We start from the raw sequence: 24,468 nt of genomic DNA, 5'->3' as shown, positions 1-24,468 counted from the left end.
TTGCACGCGACCTACGCACCCGACTGCGCGGCCGCCCACTCCGCGACCCGGCGCGCACTCTCCTCCTCGGACAGGTCCTCGACCCGGGACATGACCGACCACCGCACGCCGAACGGGTCGCGGATCGACGCGAACCGGTCGCCCGAGACGAAATCGGTCGTCGCCTCGCGGACCCTCGCGCCCGCCTGAACCGCCCGCTCGACCGTCGCGTCGACATCCGCGCAATAGAGCCCGATCGAGTAGCAGTCTGCGTCGCCGGACGGCGGGGCGATGAGCCCGAAATCGTCGCTGGGCTCGCCGAGCTGCAGGTGGCCGTTACGGAAATCGAGATCGGCGTGAGCAACGACTCCGCCCATTTCCGTGATGTCGACCACGCGGGCGCCAAACACGGTTCGATAGAACTCGATGGCGTCAGCCGCGCTCTTCACCGCGATGAAGGGCGTGAGGCTCGTCATGCCGTGCGGGATGCCGTTGGTTGTGTGGTCGCCCGAAACTCCGGGCCGGGATGCATCGATTTTCGTGGGTGATTCGTTCATGATGAGACCGTATGTCGCCGTCATCCGGGCTGGCTTGAAGATTCGCGACAGCCTCGAACGGGAGGGAAACGTGGCCGAACTGTCCGACGGACGGGGAATTCTCTACCCCGCGCGGCTTCCAACGTTCGACCGCCACCCCGCCCCTGAGGACCTCGCCGATCGCATCCGCTGGTTCTGGATCCCGCAGTGGCAGCTCGCCCCCGGCCGCACCTCGCGGCAGAATATCCTGCCGTTCCCCGCGTCCAACCTCGTGGTCGAGCCGACCGGAGTTGCGCTCTCCGGGCCGACCACGGGCGCCTCGCACCGCGACCTGCGGGGGAGCGGCTGGGCGGTCGGCGCGCTCCTTCGCCCCGCCGGGCTGGCGTCGCTGTGCACCGAGGCCGCGAGCATCCGCAATTCTGAAGTTCCTTTCCATGCTCCCGATCTGCATCGGACCGTCGCTGCGGCGATGACGGATGCCGGTGCACCGGCCGATCTTGACGGCGCGCGTCGTGCCTTCAGCGCGTGGGCACGTGCGCACCTGGCGCCGCCGGATGAGACCGGTTTGCTCGCCAACGCGATGGAGGAGCTCATCGCGACGGACCCGACGATCGTGCGGGTGGACCAGGTCGCGAGCCGGCTCAGCCTGTCGACGCGGCAGGTGCAGCGGCTGGCGCAGCGGTATGTCGGGCTGCCGCCGCTCGCGATCATCCGCCGCTATCGGCTGCAGGAGGCGGCGCGGATGCTGCGCGACGACCCCTCGCTGACGATCGCGCGGGTGGCGGCCGACCTTGGTTACGCCGACCATGCGCACCTGAGTACCGACTTCAAGAGCGTGCTCGGCTTCACGCCGACGAGCTATCGGTCGGGCTCGGCCGGCTCGTAGGGCCGGGCGGGCACGGGTGCTGCCGCCCGTCTACCGAAAATGGCTCCCTGCGACCGGATTCGGGTCGAACAGGGAGCCATTTTTGGCGAATGGATCGCGGTCGGGGCGGGCGCGATCCACGAGTGAGCTCGGTCGGTGCCGGGGCTAGGGCCAGCCAACACCGACCGGGTCTGGGGAAGCGTTAGCTCCAGATGTTGTCGCCGCGGAGCGTGGCATCCGCTCCACCATCGATGTAGATGGTCTGGCCGGTGACGTGCGTGTTCTGTTCGCTCGTCAGCCAGGCGAGCAGCTCGGCGATGACGATCGCGTCGGAGTGACCGTTGAGCGGCATCGGTACGGAGCCGTCGGCCAGCGCGCGGCCTTCTTCGGTGGCGAGGAGGTCGCGGGTCATGTTGGTCACAACGGTTCCGGGGGCAACCGCATTCACGGGGATGCCCGCACCGGCGTAGCGCGGCGCGATGCTCTCGCGGCGAACCCAGCGCGACAGCGCACGCTTGCTCGACGGGTAGTTGAGGTAGCCGACGCGCGGCCCCTCAGCCTCGAGTGCGCCGCCGATTTCCAGCGCGCGAGCCTCGTCGCCGGCGAGGAGTGCGTCGACGAGTTCGGGCGAGTTCTGCTGCAGCGATGCCATCGAGCTCACGACGGCGATGCGCGGTGCGTCACTCTTCGCGAGCGTCTCGGCGAGGCCGTCGAGGAGGGCGGTGACGCCGAAGAAGTTGACCGCGACGGTGAGTGCCTTCGGTGCGGAGATGCCGGCGGCCGCGATGATGCCGTCGATCTTGCCGTCGGATGCCTCAAGCACGCCGGCGATTGCAGAGTCGCGTCCGAGCGTGGTCGAGAGGTCGGCCTCGACATCGGCGTTGCGGAGGTCGACGCCGATCACGCGGTGCCCCTGCTCGCGGAGGAGGTTGGCTGTGGCTTCGCCGATGCCTGAGGCGGAACCGGTGACGACGTAGGTGCGGGTCATTCTGAGACCGTTCTTTCTTCTGGGCCTTGTGGGCCTGGTGGGGTGGTGTTGATGCGAGCCGCAAACGCCCGGGTGGACGCGTCGAGTCGCTGGGTCAGTTGGGTGAGCAGGTGGCGCTCTTTTTCGGTCCAGCCGTCGAGGAGTTCCTCGAGCATGCCGTCGCCGGCGCGCACGAAGGCCGCTGCCACGTCTTCGCCCGCTGGGGTGAGCTGGACCAGCGAGGCGCGGGCATCGGCGTCATCCTTGCGACGTTCGACGAGTCCGGATGCCTCGAGGCGGCCAAGCACCTTGCTCACGTTTGAAGCACCGGTTGCGAGGTGATCAGCGAGAGCTGAGGGGCGCATCGGGCCCCGTCGGCCGAGGATACTGATGGCGGTGATCGACGTCGAATCGAGGTCGATCCCCTCGCGAGCGGTGACCGCGACGAGGAAGCTCGGCGCTGTCCACTGGGCGATGATCCCGGTGAGTGAGGCGAGAAAATCCGATGAGTACGGATGTGGGTCGTTCTGCTCTGCCATCGCCGCTCCCCTATTTACTGTCTTTGAGACAGTATATCTCTGCAGAGTGAATGTCGGCTGGAAATTCCGCCCAAAATCCCCCGAGGGGCGGATGCCGTCGCTTGCGTCGGCACGTAACGTTGCGGCATGGCTACGGAGAGTTCCAACCCAGCGGGCGACGATGAGCACGGGCAGGGTTACTACCTGTCGCTCGGAATCTCTTTCGGGCTCCTGTTCGGGGTGGCCCTCAGCGTCGCGCAGGACAACTGGGCTTTCCTGGGGATGGGCCTCGCTTTCGGTGTCGCCATCGGGGTCGCGCTCGACGCGGCGGGCAAGGACAAGAAGCCGAAGCCGCAGGATCCAGGCGATGCAACGCCCGACGATGGGATGCCGGGCGGTACGCCACCTGTCGGCGGGCCCAAGCCAGACTCCGGCAGCTGAGCTGCGGCGGCCCGCCCGCCCTCGTCGAGCGCTGCAGTTCCGTGCCCGCGCTGCAGAAGTTTCTGTCGCGCGAGCATGGATGTGTAGCGGTCGATGTAACGGCGGGTGGATGAGGGCGGGCGGATGCCGGCATCCGCTGGTTCATCGTGGACGTGGGTCCGGCCCGCAGGCAATCCGTGCGGGCCCCGACCTGACGCTTGTGGGGAACACTGAGTTTCTGCAGACTCCCGGTATGTGGGCGTTGCTGATCGAGGTGGGTGTGACCGTTTTCAGTTGGGTCGCGGACCCGAGGCTGTTCTCGCGCCGCCGCAACCGCCGTGAGCCCTAGGTACCCCCACTCAACCGTCGAATGCCGCCCGGCGCGCGACCCCACCCCGCCGCTGCTCACCATCGAGCGCTGCAGTTCGATGCCCGCGCGGCAGAAGTATCTGTAGCTCGAGCATGGAACTGCAGCGGTCGGTGATGCGGCGGACGGATGAGGGCGGGCGGATGAGGGCGGGCGGATGCAGGCATCCGCTGATTCATCGTGGACGTGGCGCTCAGGGCCCGCAGGCATGCGTGCGGGCCCTGACCTGACCCTTGCGGGGAAAGACCCGGGACGCGTCGCCGGAATCCCCGCTGCTCACCACCGAGCGCTGCAGTTCCATGCCCGCGCTGCAGAAGTATCTGTAGCGCGAGCATGGATGTGCAGCGGCGGATGAGGTGGGACGCGGCGGGCGGGCGCAGGCATCCGTCGGGTCATCGTGAACGAAGCGCGGCGCCCACGAGCATGGCCGCCCGAAGCGCTCCCTACGCGAGCAACTCGCGCACCCGCGGGATCACCTGCGTGCCGTAGAGCTCGATGCTCCGCATGAGCTGGTCGTGCGGCATCGGTCCGTTCGCGTACTTGAGGTCGAACCGGTTGAGCCCCAGGGTACGAGCCGTCGCCGCAATCCGCTGCGCGACGGTCTCCGGCGATCCGGCGTAGAGCGAACCGTGCTCTATCTCCTGCACGTACTCGGCCTCGGTCACGGGGGGCCACCCGCGCTCGGCACCGATGCGGTTGCGGTTCACGCGGAAGTGCGGCCAGAGCTGCTCGCGCGCGAGCTCATCCGTCTCGGCGATGTGGCCGGGGGAGTGCGCGCCGAGCGGCATCCGTGGCAGGCCGAGCTGGTCGGACGCCCGCCCGTACAGCTCGACATACGGCAGGAACCGGCCCGGGTCGCCGCCGATGATGGCGAGCATCATCGGGATGCCGGTGCGCACGGACCGCACGACGGACTCCGGTGATCCGCCAACCCCGATCCACGCGGCGAGGCGACCTGACTCGGTCTTCGGGTGCACGTCGGCGTCGACGAGCGGCGCGCGGTAGCTCCCGGACCAGGTGACGGGCTTCTCCTTGAGCAGCTGCACGAACAGGTCGAGTTTCTCGTTGAAGAGGGTTTCGTAGTCGGCCAGGTCGAAGCCGAACAGTGGGAAGGATTCGGTAAATGAGCCGCGACCGAGGATGACCTCCGCGCGGCCGTTGCTGGCGGCATCCAGCGTGGAGAAACGCTCGAACACGCGGATCGGGTCGTCGCTCGAGAGCACGGTGACGGCGGTGCCGAGGCGGATGCGATCGGTCTGGCCGGCGATTGCGGCAAGGACCATATCGGGTGCGGAGATCGAAAAGTCGTCGCGGTGGTGCTCGCCGATGCCGATGAAGTCGATGCCGACGGAGTCCGCGAGAACGGCCTGGGCAATCACGTTGCGGATTACCTGCGCGTCGCTTTCGCGCTCGCCGGTGCTGTCGACGGTCACGTCCCCGAATGTGTCGAGGCCGAGTTCGAGGTGTTGTGCCATGGAGATATCCGTCCGAGGTTCGGTGAGAGACGATGCGTACGCATCGATGAGAGCCAACTGTGCCCCGGTGAATCGTATTCCTGCGAGGCGGCGGCGGCCAGCGGTCGCGCGGATCGCTGCTGTCTGAGGCGCGATAGGCGAGGATGAACTCATGAGTTCGGAGATGCCCATCGCGATCCGTGCCACGAGAACGTGGAAGACCCGTCGCTGGTTGAAGACTCGATACCGCAGTATTCAGTACGACGCACGATTTGCTGGCGGTCGCGAGGAGCACGACGTGGATCTGGATGCCATTCTTCAGGGTGCGCGTTACCCCGCGGACTATCGGTCCACGTTGGAAGGTGCCCGTAGTGCCTGTCCGGAGGAGGGTGCCGGGCTCTGGGTCGACTACCCCTACGGTCGGCCGCTCTAGATAGGTCGTATCTGCTGCCCTGGGGCGCTGCTCAGCCAGAAATGGCTTCGTCGCGTTGCTGCTCGGCCAGATTCGGCTCCACTTTCGCGAGAAATACGACCGTATTCGTCCGAGCAAAGTGGGCGCCGGCATCCGGTGCAGATGGGGTCTCGGGGTCATGGCGATGGAGGCTGCCCCCAGGGGGGACGGCCCACTCCAAGCACTCCCGGATACTGTTCGTCACTCGCGCGCAGCTCGGCGTCGCGCCGCGCCCGTCTGCGGGCGCGGGCTGCCTCACGGCGATCGCGATTGAGCTCCCACTTCGCGCGGCGGAGCGCGCCGTTGAGATCCCACTGCACACAGGTTGTGTCGTACTCGGCGAGCTCGATTCTCACCAGTCGCGCGATGAGCCGCTCGACGCAGCGCAACTGCACCCGCTGAACGAGGGGATCCGGGTCGAGGTGCGGCGGCTCGATGAACCGCTGCAACGCAAACAGCAGAGTGTCGGCCCGCATGATCCGGCACACCGCACCTTTGGGCGCGAATTCGCGCTCGGCGTCGAGAATGGCCCGGCCGTACGGGCCGAGAAAGGTCTCCGGTTCAGACTCGAGATACCGGCGAAGGAGCTTGTCGACGCGAACGATCCGTTTGCGCTGCACTCCTGTGCTGTTGTCGTACTCCGTGCCGAAGTACGCCAGCAGAACGTCATCCATGGTGGGAAGCGGCTTCTCCATGCGCACAGTGTCACGCGCGCCACCGACATCCGTACTGACAAGGGGTTGACCCCCGGCGGAGCCCCCGCCGAGAGTGGGCGGATGAGTTCGAGCGCCGCCACAACCTCGACTGCCGCCCCGCAGCCGACCCGCCTCGCCGCCGAATACGTACTGCCGCTCCGCTGGCCCGACTCCCGCGCCGCCGACGCCAGCGAACTCGCCGAATACCTCCGCACCCTGAGCGGACACCTCGACATCACTGTCGTCGATGGGTCGCCCGCCGCCGTCTTCGCCGCGCACCACGCGCTGTGGGGAGGCACTGTTCGCCACGTCGCGCCCGACGGCCCGCCAACGGGCAATGGGAAGGTTGCCGGCGTGCTCACCGGCATCCGCCTGGCGCGCCACCGCACCGTGATCATCGCCGACGACGACGTCCGATACGAGCGCAGCAGCCTCGAACGGATGGTCGCCGAGCTGGAGAGCGCAGACATCGTTCGCCCGCAGAACTACTTCACGGCACTGCCATGGCACGCGCGCTGGGACACGGCCCGTACCCTGATCAACCGCGCCGTGGCATCCGATTACCCGGGCACGCTCGGCGTGAACCGCGACCTCCTCCTCGAGCTCGGTGGGTACGACGGCGATGTGCTGTTCGAGAACCTCGAACTCATCCGCACGACCACGGCGGGCGGCGGGCGGGAGCGCCGCGTCGGCGATCTCTTCGTCGGCCGCATCCCGCCGACCGCCGCTCACTTCGCCGGACAGCGGCTGCGCCAGGCGTACGACAGCTTCGCGCAGCCGGTCAGGCTTGTGCTCGAACTGGGCCTTCTCCCGCTGCTGGTGTGGAGCATCCGTCGCCCGTTGCGCCTCGCCGCCACCTCCGCGGCTGCGATTGCACTCGCGGAATTCGGCCGACGCCGACACGGCGGCACGCGCGTCTTTCCGCCGACGAGCGCGTTGTGGGCACCGGCCTGGCTGGTCGAACGGGCGGTCTGCGCCTGGCTCGCTGTCGGTGCACGGATGCTCGGAGGCGCGAAATACGGAAGCTCACGTCTGAAGAAAGCGGCGAACTCACCAGCGGTGCTGAGGCAGAAGCTCGGCGTGTGACGCCGTGACACTGCGGCACTCGGCCCGCAGCCACCGCGGGGCGAGGGAGACAGCGACCGCTGTCCCCTCGCGCCCTCGGTATTACGGCGAAACCGCGACCGGGGTTCCCACCGGGCTGGCCGTTGGCTGGTTGAAGTACGACCGAGCGTCTGGGGGTCGGATGTCCGCCACAGCGTCCTGGAAGATACGCATCGGGTGTGGTGTGTAGGGGTGCTCGGCGATGGCGTCCAGATTCAGCTCGATTCCGAGTCCAATGCCCTCGGGGATGAGCACATCGCCTTCGGGCGTCAACTGGAGTCGCTCATTGGAGATCTCGGTTCGCCACGGAACATCGATGGCCATGATCTCGAGGTAGCGGAAGTTAGGAAGTGCTGCGCCGAGCTGGAGCGTTGCCGCCGTGCTGAGTGGGCCGCTGGGGTTGTGCGGCGCAAACGGGACATAGTGGTGAGCCGCGAGTGTCGAAATGAACGACAGTTCGAGGAAACCGCCCGCGTGCGTGATGTCGGGCTGAACGAAGTCAACGGCGCCGCGCTCCAGCGCGGAGACAAAGCCCTGACGCCCGTACCACCGTTCCCCCGCGGCGATGGCGACCGGCGAATGGCGACGAATCTCGATCATTGCGTCGACGCCCTCAGGGGGGCATGGCTCCTCGAAGAACACAGGGTTGAAGCGCTCGAGTCGGCGCGCGACCCGGATCGCGGTAGGCACGTCGAACCGGCCGTGGCCCTCGATGAACAGTTCGACGTCGCTCCCAACTGCGTCCCGAACGGCATCGACCGCCTCCAGCATGCGGTCGATGTCGCGATCGGTCAGGTGGCGGTCGGCCGCTTCGAACGGGTCCCACTTCAGCCCCCGGAAACCCGATGCCACGGTTGCAACCGCCGCTTCGGCGAAATGCTCCGGCTTGGAAGCGCCGGAGAACCATCCGTTGGCGTACGCGCGGACCCGGTCGCGAACCGCTCCGCCGAGCATGCGGTGAACCGGCACGCCGAGCGCACGGGATGAAATGTCCCACAACGCCATTTCGAACGCGCTGAACGCTGTGCCAGTGACGGGCCCGCCGCGCCAGTAGCCGTTGCGGGCGGTTTCGTAGATGAGCTGAGAGATCCGTGTCGGGTCTTTGCCGATCACGGCTTGCTCGAGGACACGCACGGCACCGTGCACCGCGAACTCCTGCCCCTCAAGTGTCGCTTCGGCGACGCCCGTGAGCCCTTCGTCGGTCTCGACGATCAGGAAGATGAGGTTCGTGCGATAGAAGTCGACAGTGACCGTTTTCAGCTTGGTGATTTTCATGTGGTTCCTTAACCCTTGACGGCGCCGGCCGTCATTCCGGAGACAACGTATTTCTGAGCGAAGAGATAAAAAGCCACAGCGGGCAGCGTAAACATGAACGCGACCGCCATGATTGTTTGGATGGCGGTGCCTTGTTCGCCCACAAAGCCCGCGAGTCCAACGGATGCCGGCTGCAGCGCCTTGTTGAAGATGAACGTCACCGCGAAGACGTACTCGTTCCACGCGTGGAAGAAGGCGATGACGGCCGCCGCTGCGATCGCCGGTGCGATGATCGGCACGTTGATCCTCAACAGCACGGTGAGCGGTCGGCTGCCGTCGACCCTGGCCGCCTCTTCGAGCTCGCGCGGGATTCCATCGATTGCCCCCTTCAAAACAAGGGCGACGATGGGCAGGACAAACGCCGTGTTGGCGAGGATCAAACCACTCAGCGAGTCGAGCAGCTCGAACCGCCGATAGAGCGAAAACAGGGGCACAACCATCAGGGCTTCGGGAAGCATCTGGGTCATGAGCAGCAAAAGGCCAACGGCAACCTTGCCCTTGAATGAGAACCGCGAGAGCGCGTACGCGAGTGGAATTCCGAGAACAATCGAGAATGCCGTGGTGCCGATAGCGACGATCGTGCTGTTAGCGAGCCAGGTCAGGGTCGGCCCATCCTTCAGAGCATCGACGAAGACACCGAACTGGCTGAAGTCCGGTACCAGGCGGGGTTCAGCAGCGAAAAGATCCGCATCGCTTGTGAGCGCTGTCGTGAACATCCAGTAGATGGGGAAGACAGCGATTCCAAGCACAAACAGCACGGCGATCATCCGGCCGGCGACGCCCAATTTCATGCGAGCCATTAGTTACTTCTTTCTGCCGCTTGGGCCACAAAGCGGCTGCCAACCACGACGATGAGGGCGATCACGATGCCCACCATCCCGATAGCGGCGGCTGCTCCGAGCTGCTTGGAATCGAAAGCCTGTGAATAGAGGTCGATAACGAGCGTCCGCGTGGTGCCGAGCGGACCGCCTCGGGTCATCAGCCAGATCAGCTCGAATCGCCTGAGCGACCAGATCGTCATGAGCAACGCGATCAGTCCGACGGTCGGCTTGATCACTGGCCAGGTGACGACACGGAATGACCACCACTTATTGGCCCCGTCCATCTGGGCTGCTTCCGTGAGTTCCGCGGGAACCGACTGAAGCGCCGAAAGCAGGACAACAGCGACGAACGGGAACAACTGCCAGATGGTTGTCGCCAGAATGGCGGTCAGGGCGAGGTCGGGGTTATCGAGGATGCCGCTTTCGCCGACGTCGATGCCCAGCGCCCGGAGAGCGCGAGTGATGATGCCGTACTGCGCGTTGAGCATCCATGTTGCGATCAGTGCCGTCGCGATACCCGGTGCTGCCCACGGCACAGTGACCAGTGCGCGGGCAATTCCACGTCCAGGGAACCGTCCGTTGAGGAGTAGCGCCACACCGAGCCCGAAGCCAACGGATCCGATGACGCAGGCGAGTACGTAGACAAACGTTGTTGTGAGTGTCTGCTGGAAATCGGCACTGCTGAATACTTTGACGTAGTTGTCGAGCCCCACCCAGTCGCTTCGCGTGGGGTTGAGCAGGTTCGTCCGCGTGAAGCTGAGGTAGATCTCCTGGAGAAGGGGGACGGCCTGGAAAATGACGATGTACAGGGCGGCTGGCAGCAGGAACAGGTATGGCGTCCACTTGCTACCGAGCGGACTACGCCGCCGCCGGCTGGTGCCGACGGCGGCGTTCGCGGTTTTAGCCGACAAGCTGCTCTGCCTCATCCTGCGCCTTGTCCATGGCCTCTTCCATCGTCTGCTGTCCCTGAAGTGCGGCGATGACCTGCGTCACGACGATCTTCCGGATGTCAGCCGTCTGCGGGCCGAAGCCGACGACGATCTGGGGAGCACTGGAGTTCGTGAGCTCGTCGAAGACGGTCAGGAACGGGGTTTCCGCGAGCTGCTCCTCACTGCGTTCGGTCTTCGTGGCAACGCTCGACGCACCGAGCGCTTCCTGCAAGCCGACCTGGTTCTCTTCCTCGAGGACCCAGTTGATGAAGTCCATCGCCGCGTCCTTGTGTTCGCTGTTCGCGTTGATCACGATGGGAGCCATGATTGCGCCCTGAGCTCGTTCCGGGAACGGGATCGGAGCAACGCTGAAGTTCAGGTCGGGGTTGGTGCCGCGCGTGGCGACGAGGTAGCCACCGTTGTTCAACTCCATGCCGACTTTGTTCTGAGCAAACATCTTGCGGAAGGTCGCAGCGTCAGCACCCTTCGGGATGACGTTGGCGTCGTAGAGCGACTTGTAGGCCTCGAGTCCCTCGACGTTCTTCGGGTTGTTCAGCGTCAGTTCCTCGCCGTCGGACCACTCGCCGCCGAATCCGTAGACGTAGTTGAAGATGTCCTGCCAGACGCCGTTTTCTTCGGCCTGTGTCTGGCGGAACGCCAGTCCGTACACGTCGCCCTGAGTTGTGGCCTTAGCCGTTTCCATGAACTCGTCGAACGTGGTCGGCGGCTCGGGGATGAGGTCGGTGTTGTAGTACATGACGTAGTTGGAGGAGTCGAAGATCACTCCGTACCGCTCGTCGTTAACGCTCATGTACTTGTCTGGTCCGGGCTGGAGGCCCAGTTCTTCAGCGTCGATCTTGTCGCCGAGCGGCTCCAGAAGACCGGCGTCCGCCGCTGACGTGAACTCCGGCATGTCGAAGCGAACGAGGTCGGGTCCTTCACCGCCACCCATCTGAGTCAGGACGGTCTGCCCGAACGTGGGGAAGGGGACCGCCGCCGGTTCGATGGTTACGACATCCTGGCTCTCGTTGTACTCATCGATCAGGGCCTGGAGGCGGGGGCCAAGCCCCGGGTCGCCGAAGGTGGAAGCGGCGAAGGTGATGGTTGCCGGTTCGATGCTTCCATCGGTGGAGTCTGATTCGCCCGATGAGGAGCAGGCTGAGAGTGCCAGTCCGGATGCGAGAACCAGAGCGATCGCGGCACGGCGCGGACGCCGGGAGGTTGGGGGTGCCATCTTTACTCCTTTGTAAGTGGGGGTAGAGCCTAAGGGTGCTGTAGAACGTAAATATATAATAATAAAAAATGCAAAGTAGGCAATATTTCGGCGAAAAATTAAAAGCGCTGCGCTAGTGTCGGTTCTATGGCGGTGTATCCAGGCCGCGGCCTCCACGGTGAAGTAGTTGCTGCCCTTGGCCTGCGGATCATCAGAGGCGACTACCCGCCCGGTTTGACTATCGACATCGACAGCCTCGAGCCCGAGTTCGGCGTCAGTAAGACCGTCATTCGCGAGGCGCTGCGTGTCCTCGGTGCGAAGGGGCTCGTTGACTCCCGCCCGAAGCGCGGCACTTTCGTTCGGAGCCGTGACGCATGGAGTCTCCTGGACAGCGACGTGATGCGATGGCGGCGCGAAGCTCAGCGGGACGACGATCGTCTCCTCGCTGATCTCTCGGAGTTGCGCGACGCGATCGAGCCAGCGGCTGCGCGGCTCGCAGCTGCGCGACGTACAGACGAGGATCTCGCCAAACTCGAGTCCGCATTCGAAGCATTCGCCGCCGCCGGGCAGGACATCGGGCGCCTCGTTGCTGCGGACCTCGAGTTTCACCTTCTCCTGCTCGCCGCCACCCACAACGAGCTTTACGCCCGCCTCGATGTCGTGATTGCTCACGCACTCGAAGCCAGGAACCGGATCCAACATCACCCGGAAGCTGGGTGGATGGACCCGGTCCCTGATCACCGTGCGGTGCTCGACGCGGTCAAGGCCGGGGACCCGGACGCGGCCGAAAGTGCGATGCGCTTCGCCCTTCGGGACTCGGACGAAGACCTTCGATCAGGTGAGCCGCCTTTCACGCCGGAAGACTGAGGCAGCTTCGCAGCCCGCCACCGCTCAGGCGGCGGGCACCAATACGCCGTCGATCCGACGCGGGATCAACGTGTACTGGTCGGTCAGCTCCTCAGGGAGCAGGGATTCGGGCAGGTTCTGGAACGCCACAGGCCGGAGGAACCGGCGAATCGCTGTCGCACCGACGGAAGTGTGCAGTGAATTCGTCGACGGCCACGGTCCGCCGTGGTGTTGGGCCCACGACACCCGGACTCCGGTCGGGAACTCGTTGATGATGATTCTGCCCGCATGCTCGGTCAGTGAGGGGAGGAGGCCTGCGGCAATTGGTTCGTCTCCTTCGTCGGTGTGGAGGCTGAAGGTGAGCGCGGCTGGCAGGGTCCGGATCGCGCCGCGCAGCTCCGAGGGGCTACCGTAGCGGGCTACCAGCAGTACGGGCCCAAAGCACTCTTCGACGAGCCGACCGCCCAGGTCTGAGTGATCCACCGTGAGCAGCGTAGGACTCGCCGTGAATCCCTGCGCGTCGTGCGCTGGCGCCTGAGCGGCGAGTGTCGCGCCCGCCGACGCCAGCTCATCGACACCGGCGTTGAAGGAATCCCGCATGCCCTCGGTGAGCATCGTTGCGGCAGGTGCCTGCTCGACGAGTTCACGGAGCCTGGCTTCAATGCGGTCTCCCGCGGCCCCGGCAGGCACATATGCGACCCCGGGTTTCGTGCACAGCTGGCCCCCGGAACCGGTGAAGGATGCGAATAACCCGTCGGCGATGGCATCCCCTCTGGCCTCCGCGGCCCCGGGAAGGATCATGAGCGGGTTGATGCTTCCCAGCTCGCCGTAGAAAGGGATGGGGTTGTCGCGTTCGTCGACAAGGGCCTGGATCGCCCTCGCGGCGTTGATGGAGCCGGTGAGGGTGACGGCGGAGATGTTCTCGTGTTGAACGAGGTCTTTCCCCGCCTCCATGCCGAAGACGATCTGAACCGGCAATGCACCGGTGATGAACTCACTGGTTCCCTCGCGCAGCAGTTGGATCGAGCGGAGCGAGGTCAGCGGGTGTGCCGGGTGTGCTTTCGCAACGACCGGGCAGCCGGCGGCCAGAGCGGATGCCGTGTCTCCACCCAAAATGGAGAACGCGAAGGGGAAGTTGCTTGCCCCAAACACGGCCACGGGCCCCACCGGAACCAGCATGCGGCGAATGTCCGGGCCTGTCCCGTCCTGGGTCGCATGATCGATCGCCGCTTCGAGGTACTGCCCATCCAGGATGACGCTGGCGAAGAGTCGGAACTGGTTGGACGAGCGAGTTATTTCGGTGCGCAACCGGGCCTCGGGGAGACCAGTCTCCTCGCCGGCCGTCGCCGCGAGTTCGTCCGCTGCAGCGTCGATCAGGTCCGCAATGCGGTTGAGCATCCGCGTCCGGCCCTCCCGCGACAGGTCGCGGAGCGGAGCGGAGGATTCCTTTGCGGTTCGAACGGCCAGATCCACCTCTTCCGGAGTTGAGTCGGTGATGTCCGTTTCGATTGTCCGGCCGGTTCGGGGGTCGGTGGTTGTCACGGTGCTCATAGCAGTCCTCTCTGTGCGAGATTAGTCATCAGCGCACGTGCGCCAAAGGTCCATGGTTCGCAGCGCTCGGATTCACGCACGCGGTTAGTCAGAGCGCCGAGCCCTGGCGAGGAAATCCGGACGATGTCGTCGGGTTTGTGAGTGAAGCCGCCTCCCGGGGTGTCCCGGTCGTCGATCGGGGCGAACATCGTGCCGAGCATGAGAAGCGCTCCGTCCGGGTAGGAGTGGTGGTCGCCGATCAGCTGGTCAACGATGAGGCGCGGGTCGCGGGAAATTCTGGACATGTCGGATACGGCCCGCAGCTGAAACCCGTCGACGCCATCGACCGCGAGTTCAATCTTCAGTTCGCGCACGTGGTCGAGGTTAAAGGTGTCGTCAAACAACCGGATGAACGGGCCGACCGCGGCGGAAGCGTTGTTGTCCTTTGCGCGCCCGAGCAAAAGCGCAGATCGGCCCTCAACGTCTCGCAGGTTGACGTCGTTGGCAAGCGTCGCGCCAACAATCCGGCCGGTCGATTGCACGAGCAACGCAACCTCTGGTTCGGGGTTGTTCCAGAGGGAGGAGGCGAGGACGCCGACATCCGATGCTGTTCCGACGCTGGACAGGACCTGCGCTTTTGTAAACACCTCGGCATCCGGCCCGATCCCGACTTCGAGATACTGGCTCCAGGTGCCCTGCTGGACCATGATCTCTTTGATCCGCGCCGCTTCCTCGGATCCCGGGACGATGCCGGCAATGTCGGCCCCGACGACCTCGACGAGTTCGTCACGGATGGCCGCTGCTGCTGCCGCGTCGCCTCCTGCGCGTTCTTCAATCACCCGCTCGATGAGAGAGGCCGCGAACGTGACTCCGGCGGCTTTCACCGCCTGGAGGTCGATGGGGGAGAGCAGCCACGGCCGGTCGCTTGCGCGGCGTTCCAGCGGAGTGTTCGCGAGTATCTCTTCGAGGGTTCCGATGCGTTCAGCCGGCGCTTGCCTGCCCGCTCCAGCGGGATCGTCCGCCTCACAAAGGTCGCTCACCGTGGCGAACGAGGTGCTGATGTCCCAGAGTGCTCCGTCCCGCACCAGAACAGGAGAGGGCCCGCCAACGCGAGGATCCCAGACTCGGCCAACAAGCGTCGCTTGTCCGGCATCATCAGGCAGCGCATGTTCGGCGGACCCCGCCCAGGGTTCCGGGAGGCCATCATCGGCAGCGATATGACGGTGGGGTATCACGAGTTTCGTCCTTCCAGTCGGAGGGGGCATTCGCGGAAGACACGTGGCGGCAGCCGCCCTTGGCCGCGTTCTTTATAATAATCATAATTTATGAGATAAAAAAAGGAGCCCCATGCTGGTTGAAGAGCGAACGTACGTCCTGCACTCCGAGGTCCGCCTTGCCGAGTACCTGTCGACGTACGAGCGGATGGGGCTGCCGCGTCAGAAGGAAGTCCTCGGCGGATTCCTCGGGTATTTCGTCACAGAGATAGGAGTGCAAAACCAGGTCACCCACTTCTGGGCCTACGAAGACCTCGAACAGCGTCGGGAACGTCGTGCGGTTCTCGCGGTCGATCCCGACTGGATCGAGTGCATGGCGGCCATCCGCCCGATGATCCGCACGATGGAGAACAAAATCATGTATCCAACGAGCTTTTCGCCCATTCGCACGCTTCCGGTCGAGAGCTCAGACGAGCGGACCGCCTTCACCTGGCCAGCCTGAGCCGCAACCCTGCCCGCGAAGCCGCGATCTCTCAACCCACGGCATCCGTCACGCGCTCCGCCGCCGTTCCACGGCCCCGACGATCGCCTTCTCGACCTCGACGATGAGGAAAATGGCGAGCCCGAACCCGAGCGCGATACCCCACTCCCTGAAGCCGAGCGGGACGGTGTCGAACCAGGCCTGCATGAACGGCGCGTACGTGAAGATCAGTTGAATCGTGAAGAGAATCACGACCGAGTACCAGACCACGGGGTTTCCGACCAGCACGCGCGGCGTCACGCTGGTGCTCCGGAGGAAGCGACAGTTGAACAGATAGGTGGCCTGGCCCAGAACGAGCATGGTGACCGCGCTCGTCTGTGCAACGGCGAAGCTGCTCCCGGTGTTGAGCACGAAGAAGAAGATGCCGATCGTTGCGGCGGTAATCAGTATCGACACGAGGATGATGCGGGGCAGCAGGATTCGGTCGATGACCGGCGCATTCCTGTCTCGCGGCGGCCGATTCATTACGCCCGGTTCCTCTCGCTCGTAGGAGAGGGCAATCGACAGCGTGACGCCGGTCACGAGGTTGACCCACAGCACCTGCGTCGGCTGCAGCGGTGGCACGAACCCGCCGAGCACGGCCGTCAGCACGACGAGCGCCTGTGCAAACGTGGTCGGCAGGAGGAACATCAGTGATTTCTGGATGTTGTCGAAGATCCGCCGCCCCTCAGCGACAGCTCGTTCAATGGTGGCGAAGTGGTCATCGGCGAGCACAATGTCGGCTGCCTCCTTGGTCACCTCAGTGCCGTTGATTCCCATGGCGATGCCGATGTCGGCCCGCCGGAGCGCCGGTGCATCGTTGACGCCGTCGCCGGTCATCGCGACGACCTGCCCACGCGACTGAAGCGCCCGCACGATCCGGATCTTGTGCTCGGGGCTCGTGCGCGCGAACACGGTGACCTCCGGCGCGATGGCCGACAGCTCGCCGTCCGACATCCGCTGCAGCTCCGCACCGGTCACCACCTTGGTGTCGTCGTCATCGGCGAGGCCCAGCTCTGAACTGATCGCGGCGGCCGTGGCGGCATGATCGCCGGTGATCATCGCGACCCGGATGCCGGCGCTATGGCACAGCCGGACCGCCTCGATGGCCTCGGGGCGGGGCGGATCAGCGATACCGACGAGTCCCAGGAAGGTGAGGTCGCGCACCGTGTCGGTGTCGACATCCGTGAGTCTGTCCCTCCGGGTCCAGGCCGCCGCGAGGACGCGGAGCCCGGTCGCACCGAGTTCGTGGACGGCGGCGTGCCAGCGCGCGCTATCGAGCGGTTGCGTCGACCCGTCGGGGGCGAGTTGGGTGGTGCACCGCTCAAGGAGGCGGTCGGGCGCGCCCTTCGCCATCAAACGGATGACATCCGCCGGATCACGGTCGAGCACCGCCATGAACTTCGTCACCGAATCGAACGGCAGCTCAGCGAGGCGCGTGTGCCCGGCGGGATCGAAGCCCAGCTTCCGGGCGAGCACGACCAGGCTGCCCTCGGTCGGCGCTCCGACGATCGACCAGTCGTCGCCATCCTGCGCCAGCGCGGCGTCGTTGCACCGGGCCACGGTCGCAACCAGCGCGGCGAGGCTGAAGTCCGACAGCGCTGCGACCGACCCGTCCGATGCGCGATGAACCTCACCCGCCGGCCGGTAACCCTCACCCGTCACGGCGAAACGCTCAGCCGGTGTGACGATCTCGCGAACCGTCATCTCATTGAGCGTCAGAGTGCCAGTCTTGTCCGAGCAGATCGTGGTGACGGAGCCGAGCGTCTCGACCGCGGTGAGCTTGCGGGTGATCGCCTGCTCTTTCGCCATCTGCTGCACCCCGAGCGCGAGGGTGATGGTCACAATCGCTGGGAGCCCCTCGGGCACAGCGGCGACGGCGAAGGTGATGGCAGACGTCAGCAGGTCACGCGCCGAGTCGTCGTGCAGGAGCCGCCCCGCCACCGTCATCACGGCCGCGGCCACGAGGATCAGCAGTGCCATCCGCTTGCTCAGGGCATCCAGTTGCAGCGTCAGGGGTGTCGCGAGCGGTTGCGCCTCGGAGATCAGGCTTTGAATGTGACCGATCTCGGTGTTCGGACCGGTCGCCGTGACCACCCCGACCCCCGCGCCGCCCGTGACAGCCGTGCCGGAGAACGCCATGCCCTCTCGATCGCCGACGCCGGCGTCGTGGGGAGAGGCATCCGTCGACTTCGCCGCGGCGACGGATTCGCCCGTCAGCGCGGATTCGTCGACCTCGAGCTGGTTCGCAGAGATCAGGCGGAGGTCGGCGGGGATCTTGTCGCCCGCACGAATCCGCACAATGTCACCGGGCACCAGAGTGTCGGCGCTGACCTCGATCCAACTCCCGTCGCGGCGGACGTGTGCCGAGAGCGAGAGCAGGTTCCGGATGCCGGCGAGCGCGCGTTCCGCCTGCCCCTCCTGGATGAATCCGATCAGGGCTGTGACAACGGCGACCGTGGCGATGACCCAGAAGTCGAGCCAGTCCCGGTACACCGCCTTGATGACGGCCGCGCCGAGGAGGATGTAGATGAGGATGTTGCGGAAGTGCCCGAGCAGCCGAAGAAGTGCTGGTCGCGGTTTGCCCTCGGCCAGACGGTTGGGTCCGTACTGGTTCAGCCGCGCGGCGGCCTCTGTGGTCGACAGTCCGTTCGGTGTGGATCCGAGCTGCGCCAGGACGGCGTCTGGCTCCTGGGCATGCGCCGCTGGTGCCGGAGCACTTGTCGGTGTGTCGAGGGTCATGCTCGGCTTTCGCGTCGGTGGGTTCGGTCGGGGTGCGGGTATCGGGATAAACGGTCTCGACGGTGACGGCTGTGCTCGGCAGGGGCGGCGGGTCGCGGGGGCTCAACTGCGGCTCCGCTCTCACTGTGCTCGGCCTCCGCCACCGCGCGACAGAGGCGGTTGGCCCGTTCGGTGCGCTTTGAGGGTGGTTCGTCCCTGGGTTCTGCCGGCCGCCGGCACGCGTGACACGATGGAGAGGGCGCTCGCCGGTTGGCGAGGGCCCAACGTGCGCACACACGAACGGGAGCAGCCATGCCGGAACTGATGAGGGCCGTCGAGTACCAGGGCGCTGGCGGACCCGACGTGATCCGCGTCGTCGACCGTCCACGCCCGGTCGCCGGGCCGGGTGAGGTGCTGATCCGCGTTGCAGCCGCCGGGCTCAATCGTGCCGACGTGCAGCAACGACGCGGCGTTTATCCGCCGCCGCCAGGGGCATCCGACATCCCGGGCCTTGAGGTCAGCGGAACGATCGCCGCTCTCGGTGACGGCGTTGACGCGTTCGAGGTCGGCGCCGAGGTTTGTGCCCTGCTCGCCGGGGGCGGTTACGCGGAGTATGTGGCGGTGCCCGCCGGGCAGGTGCTGCCGGTTCCCGCAGCGACACCGCTCGTCGATGCCGCCGCACTGCCCGAGGTGGCGTGCACCGTCTGGTCGAACCTCTTCATGACCGCGCACGTCACTGCGGGCGACTGGGTGCTGATCCACGGCGGCGCCGGTGGCATCGGGACGATGGCGACCCAGCTCGTCGCCGCGTTCGGCGCCCACCCGGTGGTCACCGCCGGCAGCGCCGAAAAGCTCGCCTATTGCCGGACCTTCGGCGCCGAAGCGGGCATCAACTACCGCGATGAGGACTTCGTCGAGCGGATGCTGGACATCTCCGGCGGGCACGGAGCCGACGTCATCCTCGACGTCGTTGGCGCGAAATACCTCGACCGAAACGTGCATGCGCTTGCGCTCGGCGGACGCCTGGTCGTGATCGGGCTGCAGGGTGGCGCGAAGGCCGAACTCGACCTCGGCCTGCTGATGTCCCGGCGCGCGAGCGTCGCCGGCACGACCCTCCGTTCCCGGCCGATCGCGGAGAAGGCGCGGGTCGTCGCCGAGGTCGCCGCGCACGTCTGGCCGCTCGTCGAGGCGGGCACCGTGCGCACCGCCGTCGAGGCGCGCTACCCGCTCGACCGGGTCGCGGAGGCCCACGAACACTTCGACTCGGGCCAGCACACTGGCAAGATCCTGCTCACGATGTGACGAGCGGATGCCGTCGGTTGGGTTGCGCGCGGAGCCGGGCGGTGCAGCACCGTCGCTTCGGGAGGTAAATCGCGGGGTGCGTCGACGTATGGGCGGCGGACCCGCGGTTTTCCCGCCCGAAGTTGCGGTGTCGGGCGGCTCCAGTGCCGGGGGCGGCAGGCACGTCCAGTGGGCGAGTGGGTGGGTTGCCGCGGTCGTGGGGTGTCGCCCGTGCGCAGCACCGTCGCTTCGGGAGGTAAATCGCGGGATGCGTCGACGTATGGGCGGCGGGCCTGCGATTTTCCCGCCCGAAGTTGTGGTGCCGGGCGGCGCCCACCGGTTCCAGCACCGCGCGGGCAGTTACGAGTCCGACCAGGCTCCCAGCGCCGTCGCGACGCTCTCAATGAGCCGGGCAAAACTCCGCTCCCTGTCCACAGGAAGCTGGAACCCGCCTCGGGTCTCCAGGTCGACGAAACCGTGGAGCGCCGACCGAAGGAACCGGGTGGCATCCACAGCGTCATCGCCCCGGAGGTCGTAGCCGGCGAGAACGTCGTAGATCACCTGAACGAGAACCGATGACACGCGCGAGTCTTCCGGATCTTCGGATGCCGCCGCTCGCACGGTCAGCGGGTACTGGCCGGGATGCTCAACCGCCCATTTCCGGTAGGCGAGGGAGAGCGCACGGATGGCGTCGTCCCGGGAGCGTCCAATGGCCGCCTGCCCGAGAGCGCGAGCGAGATCCGTCTTCGCGCGCAAGGTGATGCCCCGGTAGAGACCGGGCATGCCGTCGACGTGTTTGTAGAGGGAGGGAGCCCGCACGCCGAGGCCCTCGGCCAGGACGGCGAGATTCAAGCCATCGGCTGCAGGGTCATCGAGGATCTGGGCGGCGCGCTCGATGACCGTGGCCTCGTCGAGTCCAGCCCTAGGCACGCGTGGTCACCGTCCGGAGGAAGTCCAGGATGCTGGCCGAAACCAAGTCGGGCTGTTGCGAGTGCGGGTAGTGACCGGCTTCGGGAACCATGACGGATGTTCCCTTCAGCGTGTGCGCGATCCACTCCGCTTCGACCCGTGGATCCTTAAAGTCCGGGTCCTTCTCGCCCATGATGACCAGGGTCGGCGTCGAGACCGACTCGAGGCTCTCGCCGGCGCGCACGTGGTCGGTGCGGGTGGTGAGGCTGAAGGCGCGCGCGTAGCCGGGCCGCTTGATACTTGCGATTGCGGTGCGCTGGTACTCGGCGAAGTCCGACGGCTTGGTGCCGGCGTAGAGGGTTGGCATGTATGCCTTCCATGCCGCTGCTGCCCACGGGCGGGCCATCAGGACCCGGAAGAGGAGAGTCTGCATCGGGTTGGCGGCCGGTTGCCGCACGAACGGGCCAATCAGCACGAGGCCGTTGACGAGCTCAGGATGCTCCGCCGCCACGATGACCGCGGCACCCGCCGCCATCGAGCTGCCGACAACAATCGCCGGACCGAGTTCGCGAAGAAGGGCGGCGATGTCGCCGGCCGTGTCGACGTCACCGTAACTCGAGAAGGACGCATCGCTGTCGCCGTGACCACGCAGGTCTGTGGTGACAACCGTGTAGCCCGCTTCGGCGAGTGCTGGAGCAAGGAACCGGTAGGTGGATCGAAGCTCGCCCATGCCGGGCACGAGTACGATCCGCGGCCCGTTGCCTCGAACGTCGTAGGCAATCCTCCCCTGAGTGCCGCGCTGGAGGAAGCGCGTTGTGAGTTGATGTGTCATGTGGCTAATCTACTTAGCTTTTAAGCTAAGCGCAATAGGCACCGCGTCTTAATCACTGAAGCCGGCGAGCTGGGGTGTACGCGGGCCTTCCGCACGCACCGCCGACGGCGAAGAATCGAGCCATGAACACATCGAACAAATCAACCGATGGCGGTGTCCTGATTGTCGGGGCCGGACCGGGTATCGGCCTGGCCGTGGCCCGCCGATTCTCCCGTGGCGGCCGGTCGGTCGGGCTCATTGCCAGGTCAGCGGAGCGTCTGACGCAACTCTCGGATGCTCTCGAGGCAGAGGGCATCCGGACAGCGTGGCAGGCCGCCGACGCGACGGATGCCGACGGCCTTGCCCGCGGCATCCGTTTGCTTACCCAGCAGCTCGGACCGATTGAGACTCTCTGTTTCAGCCCGCTGCCCTCGCTCGCGCTCATCCGCCCGATTCTCGAGACAGCGCCACGGGAGTTCATCGAGTCGTTCAGTCTGAACGTGGCTGGCGCTGCGGCGGCGGTCGCCGAAGTCACGCCGGGCATGATCGAGCGGGGGCACGGGACTCTGCTGTTTACAACGGGCAGCGCGGCGCTCAACCCCACCCCGGAGCGGGCCGCGAGTGTCGTCACGACGGCAGCAGAGACTGCCTATGTCGAACTACTGCATCGAGCCCTCACCCCGCGCGGCATCCGCGTCGCTCAACTCGCCATCGTTGGAGCCGTCGGCCCCGGCGCGGCCCACGAACCGGACGCTGTTGCCGAGGCGCTCTGGGCGGCATCCGTGTCAGCGGACGGACCGCTCACCGTGCTCCGCCAGCCTGCCGAATCCGACATCGCGTGATGACCGCGCGTCGTTAGCGGGCCGCGCCATCAGGTGGAGCGGAGCATCGCTGAGAGATCAGCGAGGATCGGACACGCGACGTTCGCTCTCGCCGGGCACGACCGGGGATCGCTCGTGGCGATCCGCGCAGGTCTTGACCACCCCGGTGTCGTGACCCACCTCATGAGCCTCGACGTGCTGCCGACCCTCGATATGTGGGACATCCTGCACGGCGCCGACGCAAAGGTGGCCTGGCACCTCTACCTCATGGCGCAACCGGTGGGTGTGGCCGAACCGATGATCTCGGCGGTTGCCGACACCTTCTTCGCGTCGTTCATCGACGACTGGGTCTCCACACCCGAGGCAATTCCGACCGAGTACCGCGCCGAATACCTTCGCGCCTCCCGCGAGGCCGTGCCGTCGATCGTCGCCGACTACCGGGCATCCGCCGGCATCGACGTGCTGCGAGATCAAGCGGACCGGGCATCCGGGAACACCCTCGCCATGCCGGTGACCGCCATCCAGCAGGACTGGGGCACTGCCCTGGGCTATGACGCCGCCGGGCTTTGGCAGGCATGGGCGCCGGATCTCGAGCACCGCACCCTGTCGGCTGGCCACTTCATGCCGGAAGAGGCGCCGGCCGAAATCATCGCGGCGTTGCGCGAGTAGCTCGTGCGCTGACCGCGACTGTTGGCGCCTGCCGGGTGCGCCGCCGTTTCGGGAGGTAGATCGCGGGGTGCGTCGATGTATGGGCGGCGGACCCGCGGTTTTTCCGCCCGAAATGACGGTGCCGGGCGGTACAGACCGGTTCCGGCGCGTCGGTATCAGCCCGTCCATCAGTACCGCGGTAGGCGCGTCGTGTGCGTGAACGGGTGGGCCACTCCGGCCATCGGGAGTCGTCCGTGCGCCGCGCCGTCGTTTCGGGAGGCAAATCGCCGGGTTTGTCGATGTATGGGCGGCGGACCGCGGTTTTTCCGCCCGAAGTGACGGTGCCGGGAGTCGCCCGCGTGCATGCAGCGTCGTTTCGGGAGGTGAATCGCGGGGTTTGTCGATGTATGGGCGGCGGACCCGCGGTTTTTCCGCCCGAAGCGACGGTCCCCGTCGTGTCGTTCCCGTTGCACGTGTCGCGTCGCCCGGCCCGTCTCGGCCAACCTCCGGCGGGTCTCTGCCAGATCCATCAGTGACGGCTGCGCGGCCCGCACCCCGCACCTACGCTGGGGGCGTGACCCCGCCCTCCACAGTCATCCGTCCGACGCGATTGAGCCCACTCGTGCTCGTCGCCATTTCGGTGACGCTTGTTGCATGGGCGAGCGCGTTCATCGTCATCCGCGGCGTCGGACCGGACTTCACCCCGGGCGGGATGTCGCTGCTGCGACTGGTGGTCGGCACAGTTCTGCTCGGCTTCCTGCTGATCGGACGCCGATGGGTGGCACCCACCCGCCGGGAGTGGCTGCTCATCCTCGGCTTCGGCGTTGCCTGGTTCGGCGCGTACAACATCGCGCTCAACACGGCCGAGGAGACGCTCGACGCTGGCACGACCGCGATGATCGTCAATCTCGCGCCGATCCTCGTCGCCCTGGGCGCCGGGCTTTTTCTCCGCGAAGGGTTGCAGAAGTGGCTCGCCATCGGCGCGGGCGTTGCCTTCACCGGCGTGATCCTGATCGGGGTCGGCGCAGGCAACGCCAACGGCGGAATCGACGGCATCGCGGTGCTCTGGGCGCTTCTCGCCGCCGTCACCTATGCGGCGGGTGTGCTGTTCCAGAAGCCAGCGCTCAAGCGACTGCCCGCCGGCCAGGTGACCTGGCTGGGCTGCGCCATCGGCACCATCGCATGTCTGCCGTTCAGCGGCCAGCTTCTCGCCGACCTGCAGCAGGCGCCGACCAGTTCGATCCTCGGTGTTGTCTACCTCGGCGCCGTGCCCACCGCCATCGCGTTCAGCACCTGGGCGTACGCGCTGTCGCGGGTGCCGGCGGGCCAGCTCACGATCTCGACGTACATCGTGCCGCCGCTCGCGATTCTGATGGGGATCGTCTTCCTCGGCGAACTCCCGGTGCCGCTCGCGATCGTCGGCGGCATCCTGTGTCTCGTCGGAGTGGCGCTGACCCGCCGCGGCCGGTGATCGCCGCCGAGGCCGGCTCGCTCGCCACGGTGACCGGCCCTCGAGTCGCCCACGCCCACGCGC

General features: G+C 66.2%; 24 protein-coding genes. 10 read left to right on the top strand and 14 right to left on the bottom strand.

The window, feature by feature from the left end; all coding sequences use genetic code 11:
* Window positions 1–11: 11 nt before the first annotated feature.
* Entirely contained in the window at window positions 12–536 is a 525-nt protein-coding gene (locus AC1X6S_RS14150; RefSeq protein ID WP_483406392.1) for a VOC family protein, read from the bottom strand.
* Between the two features lie 70 nt (window positions 537–606).
* Here AC1X6S_RS14150 and AC1X6S_RS14145 point away from each other — a divergent pair, with 70 nt between their 5' ends.
* A complete protein-coding gene (locus AC1X6S_RS14145; RefSeq protein WP_483406391.1) occupies window positions 607–1,401 on the top strand; it encodes a helix-turn-helix transcriptional regulator in 795 nt (264 codons plus the stop codon).
* A 181-nt stretch (window positions 1,402–1,582) separates the two neighbouring features.
* Here the strand turns inward: AC1X6S_RS14145 and AC1X6S_RS14140 are convergent, their stop codons facing one another.
* Both AC1X6S_RS14140 and AC1X6S_RS14135 read right to left on the bottom strand, forming a co-directional pair.
* Window positions 1,583–2,368 carry an SDR family oxidoreductase gene (locus tag AC1X6S_RS14140; RefSeq protein ID WP_483406390.1) on the bottom strand — a complete coding sequence of 262 codons (786 nt, stop codon included), beginning with the start codon at window positions 2,366–2,368 and terminating at the stop codon, window positions 1,583–1,585.
* Window positions 2,365–2,886 (bottom strand): MarR family winged helix-turn-helix transcriptional regulator, encoded by a 522-nt coding sequence (locus AC1X6S_RS14135; RefSeq protein WP_483406389.1) that lies wholly within the window; start codon window positions 2,884–2,886, stop codon window positions 2,365–2,367. The genes AC1X6S_RS14140 and AC1X6S_RS14135 overlap by 4 nt, the downstream gene beginning before the upstream one ends.
* Before the next feature lie 126 nt (window positions 2,887–3,012).
* On the opposite strand from AC1X6S_RS14135, the gene AC1X6S_RS14130 reads away from it, so the two are divergent.
* Complete coding sequence (locus AC1X6S_RS14130; RefSeq protein WP_483406388.1) at window positions 3,013–3,306, top strand: hypothetical protein; 294 nt, start codon at window positions 3,013–3,015, stop codon at window positions 3,304–3,306.
* 789 nt (window positions 3,307–4,095) lie between these two features.
* Here the strand turns inward: AC1X6S_RS14130 and AC1X6S_RS14125 are convergent.
* Window positions 4,096–5,127, bottom strand: coding sequence for an LLM class flavin-dependent oxidoreductase (locus AC1X6S_RS14125; protein ID WP_483406387.1), 1,032 nt, complete (start codon window positions 5,125–5,127; stop codon window positions 4,096–4,098).
* A 151-nt stretch (window positions 5,128–5,278) separates the two neighbouring features.
* On the opposite strand from AC1X6S_RS14125, the gene AC1X6S_RS14120 reads away from it, so the two are divergent.
* Window positions 5,279–5,539 carry a hypothetical protein gene (locus AC1X6S_RS14120; protein WP_483406386.1) on the top strand — a complete coding sequence of 87 codons (261 nt, stop codon included), beginning with the start codon at window positions 5,279–5,281 and terminating at the stop codon, window positions 5,537–5,539.
* 155 nt (window positions 5,540–5,694) lie between these two features.
* Here AC1X6S_RS14120 and AC1X6S_RS14115 read toward each other — a convergent pair whose 3' ends face one another.
* Entirely contained in the window at window positions 5,695–6,252 is a 558-nt protein-coding gene (locus tag AC1X6S_RS14115) for a hypothetical protein (RefSeq protein ID WP_483406385.1), read from the bottom strand.
* Window positions 6,253–6,333: 81 nt separating this feature from the next.
* On the opposite strand from AC1X6S_RS14115, the gene AC1X6S_RS14110 reads away from it, so the two are divergent.
* Window positions 6,334–7,338: a glycosyltransferase family 2 protein gene (locus AC1X6S_RS14110; RefSeq protein WP_483406384.1), complete on the top strand. Its 1,005-nt coding sequence runs from the start codon at window positions 6,334–6,336 to the stop codon at window positions 7,336–7,338.
* Between the two features lie 81 nt (window positions 7,339–7,419).
* On the opposite strand, the gene AC1X6S_RS14105 is transcribed toward AC1X6S_RS14110, so the two are convergent.
* The 4 genes from AC1X6S_RS14105 to AC1X6S_RS14090 are packed head-to-tail and all read right to left on the bottom strand — an operon-like array spanning window position 7,420 to window position 11,654.
* Entirely contained in the window at window positions 7,420–8,631 is a 1,212-nt protein-coding gene (locus tag AC1X6S_RS14105; RefSeq protein ID WP_483406383.1) for a mandelate racemase/muconate lactonizing enzyme family protein, read from the bottom strand.
* Between the two features lie 8 nt (window positions 8,632–8,639).
* Window positions 8,640–9,470 (bottom strand): carbohydrate ABC transporter permease, encoded by an 831-nt coding sequence (locus tag AC1X6S_RS14100; RefSeq protein ID WP_483406382.1) that lies wholly within the window; start codon window positions 9,468–9,470, stop codon window positions 8,640–8,642.
* Window positions 9,470–10,402, bottom strand: coding sequence for a carbohydrate ABC transporter permease (locus AC1X6S_RS14095; RefSeq protein ID WP_483406381.1), 933 nt, complete (start codon window positions 10,400–10,402; stop codon window positions 9,470–9,472). Before AC1X6S_RS14095 ends, AC1X6S_RS14100 begins: the two co-directional genes overlap by 1 nt.
* Window positions 10,392–11,654 (bottom strand): ABC transporter substrate-binding protein, encoded by a 1,263-nt coding sequence (locus AC1X6S_RS14090; protein ID WP_483406380.1) that lies wholly within the window; start codon window positions 11,652–11,654, stop codon window positions 10,392–10,394. The genes AC1X6S_RS14095 and AC1X6S_RS14090 overlap by 11 nt, the downstream gene beginning before the upstream one ends.
* Before the next feature lie 126 nt (window positions 11,655–11,780).
* On the opposite strand from AC1X6S_RS14090, the gene AC1X6S_RS14085 reads away from it, so the two are divergent.
* Window positions 11,781–12,500 (top strand): FadR/GntR family transcriptional regulator, encoded by a 720-nt coding sequence (locus AC1X6S_RS14085; RefSeq protein ID WP_483406379.1) that lies wholly within the window; start codon window positions 11,781–11,783, stop codon window positions 12,498–12,500.
* A 24-nt stretch (window positions 12,501–12,524) separates the two neighbouring features.
* Here AC1X6S_RS14085 and AC1X6S_RS14080 read toward each other — a convergent pair whose 3' ends face one another.
* Together AC1X6S_RS14080 and AC1X6S_RS14075 are read right to left on the bottom strand one after the other, a co-directional pair.
* Window positions 12,525–14,030, bottom strand: coding sequence for an aldehyde dehydrogenase (NADP(+)) (locus AC1X6S_RS14080; protein ID WP_483406378.1), 1,506 nt, complete (start codon window positions 14,028–14,030; stop codon window positions 12,525–12,527).
* On the bottom strand, window positions 14,027–15,094 hold the full coding sequence (locus AC1X6S_RS14075) for a fumarylacetoacetate hydrolase family protein (protein ID WP_483406377.1): 1,068 nt from the start codon (window positions 15,092–15,094) through the stop codon (window positions 14,027–14,029). The genes AC1X6S_RS14080 and AC1X6S_RS14075 overlap by 4 nt, the downstream gene beginning before the upstream one ends.
* A gap of 262 nt (window positions 15,095–15,356) precedes the next feature.
* Here AC1X6S_RS14075 and AC1X6S_RS14070 point away from each other — a divergent pair, with 262 nt between their 5' ends.
* Window positions 15,357–15,725 (top strand): NIPSNAP family protein, encoded by a 369-nt coding sequence (locus AC1X6S_RS14070; RefSeq protein ID WP_483406376.1) that lies wholly within the window; start codon window positions 15,357–15,359, stop codon window positions 15,723–15,725.
* A gap of 48 nt (window positions 15,726–15,773) precedes the next feature.
* Here the strand turns inward: AC1X6S_RS14070 and AC1X6S_RS14065 are convergent, their stop codons facing one another.
* Entirely contained in the window at window positions 15,774–18,485 is a 2,712-nt protein-coding gene (locus tag AC1X6S_RS14065) for a cation-translocating P-type ATPase (protein WP_483406375.1), read from the bottom strand.
* A 303-nt stretch (window positions 18,486–18,788) separates the two neighbouring features.
* Between AC1X6S_RS14065 and AC1X6S_RS14060 the strand changes: the two genes are divergently transcribed.
* Complete coding sequence (locus tag AC1X6S_RS14060) at window positions 18,789–19,766, top strand: NAD(P)H-quinone oxidoreductase (protein WP_483406715.1); 978 nt, start codon at window positions 18,789–18,791, stop codon at window positions 19,764–19,766.
* Window positions 19,767–20,105: 339 nt separating this feature from the next.
* Here the strand turns inward: AC1X6S_RS14060 and AC1X6S_RS14055 are convergent, their stop codons facing one another.
* A complete protein-coding gene (locus AC1X6S_RS14055) occupies window positions 20,106–20,675 on the bottom strand; it encodes a TetR/AcrR family transcriptional regulator (RefSeq protein ID WP_483406374.1) in 570 nt (189 codons plus the stop codon).
* Window positions 20,668–21,486: an alpha/beta fold hydrolase gene (locus tag AC1X6S_RS14050; protein ID WP_483406373.1), complete on the bottom strand. Its 819-nt coding sequence runs from the start codon at window positions 21,484–21,486 to the stop codon at window positions 20,668–20,670. The genes AC1X6S_RS14055 and AC1X6S_RS14050 overlap by 8 nt, the downstream gene beginning before the upstream one ends.
* 122 nt (window positions 21,487–21,608) lie before the next feature.
* On the opposite strand from AC1X6S_RS14050, the gene AC1X6S_RS14045 reads away from it, so the two are divergent.
* From AC1X6S_RS14045 to AC1X6S_RS14035, 3 genes are all read left to right on the top strand, one after another.
* Window positions 21,609–22,307 carry an SDR family NAD(P)-dependent oxidoreductase gene (locus tag AC1X6S_RS14045; protein WP_483406372.1) on the top strand — a complete coding sequence of 233 codons (699 nt, stop codon included), beginning with the start codon at window positions 21,609–21,611 and terminating at the stop codon, window positions 22,305–22,307.
* A 114-nt stretch (window positions 22,308–22,421) separates the two neighbouring features.
* Window positions 22,422–22,955 (top strand): alpha/beta fold hydrolase, encoded by a 534-nt coding sequence (locus tag AC1X6S_RS14040; RefSeq protein ID WP_483406371.1) that lies wholly within the window; start codon window positions 22,422–22,424, stop codon window positions 22,953–22,955.
* Window positions 22,956–23,508: 553 nt separating this feature from the next.
* Entirely contained in the window at window positions 23,509–24,405 is an 897-nt protein-coding gene (locus AC1X6S_RS14035) for a DMT family transporter (protein WP_483406370.1), read from the top strand.
* The last annotated feature ends 63 nt before the right edge of the window (window positions 24,406–24,468 follow it).

This window comes from Mycetocola sp. Y442, assembly GCF_056898615.1.
This window is presented reverse-complemented; position numbering and strand designations above follow the sequence as displayed.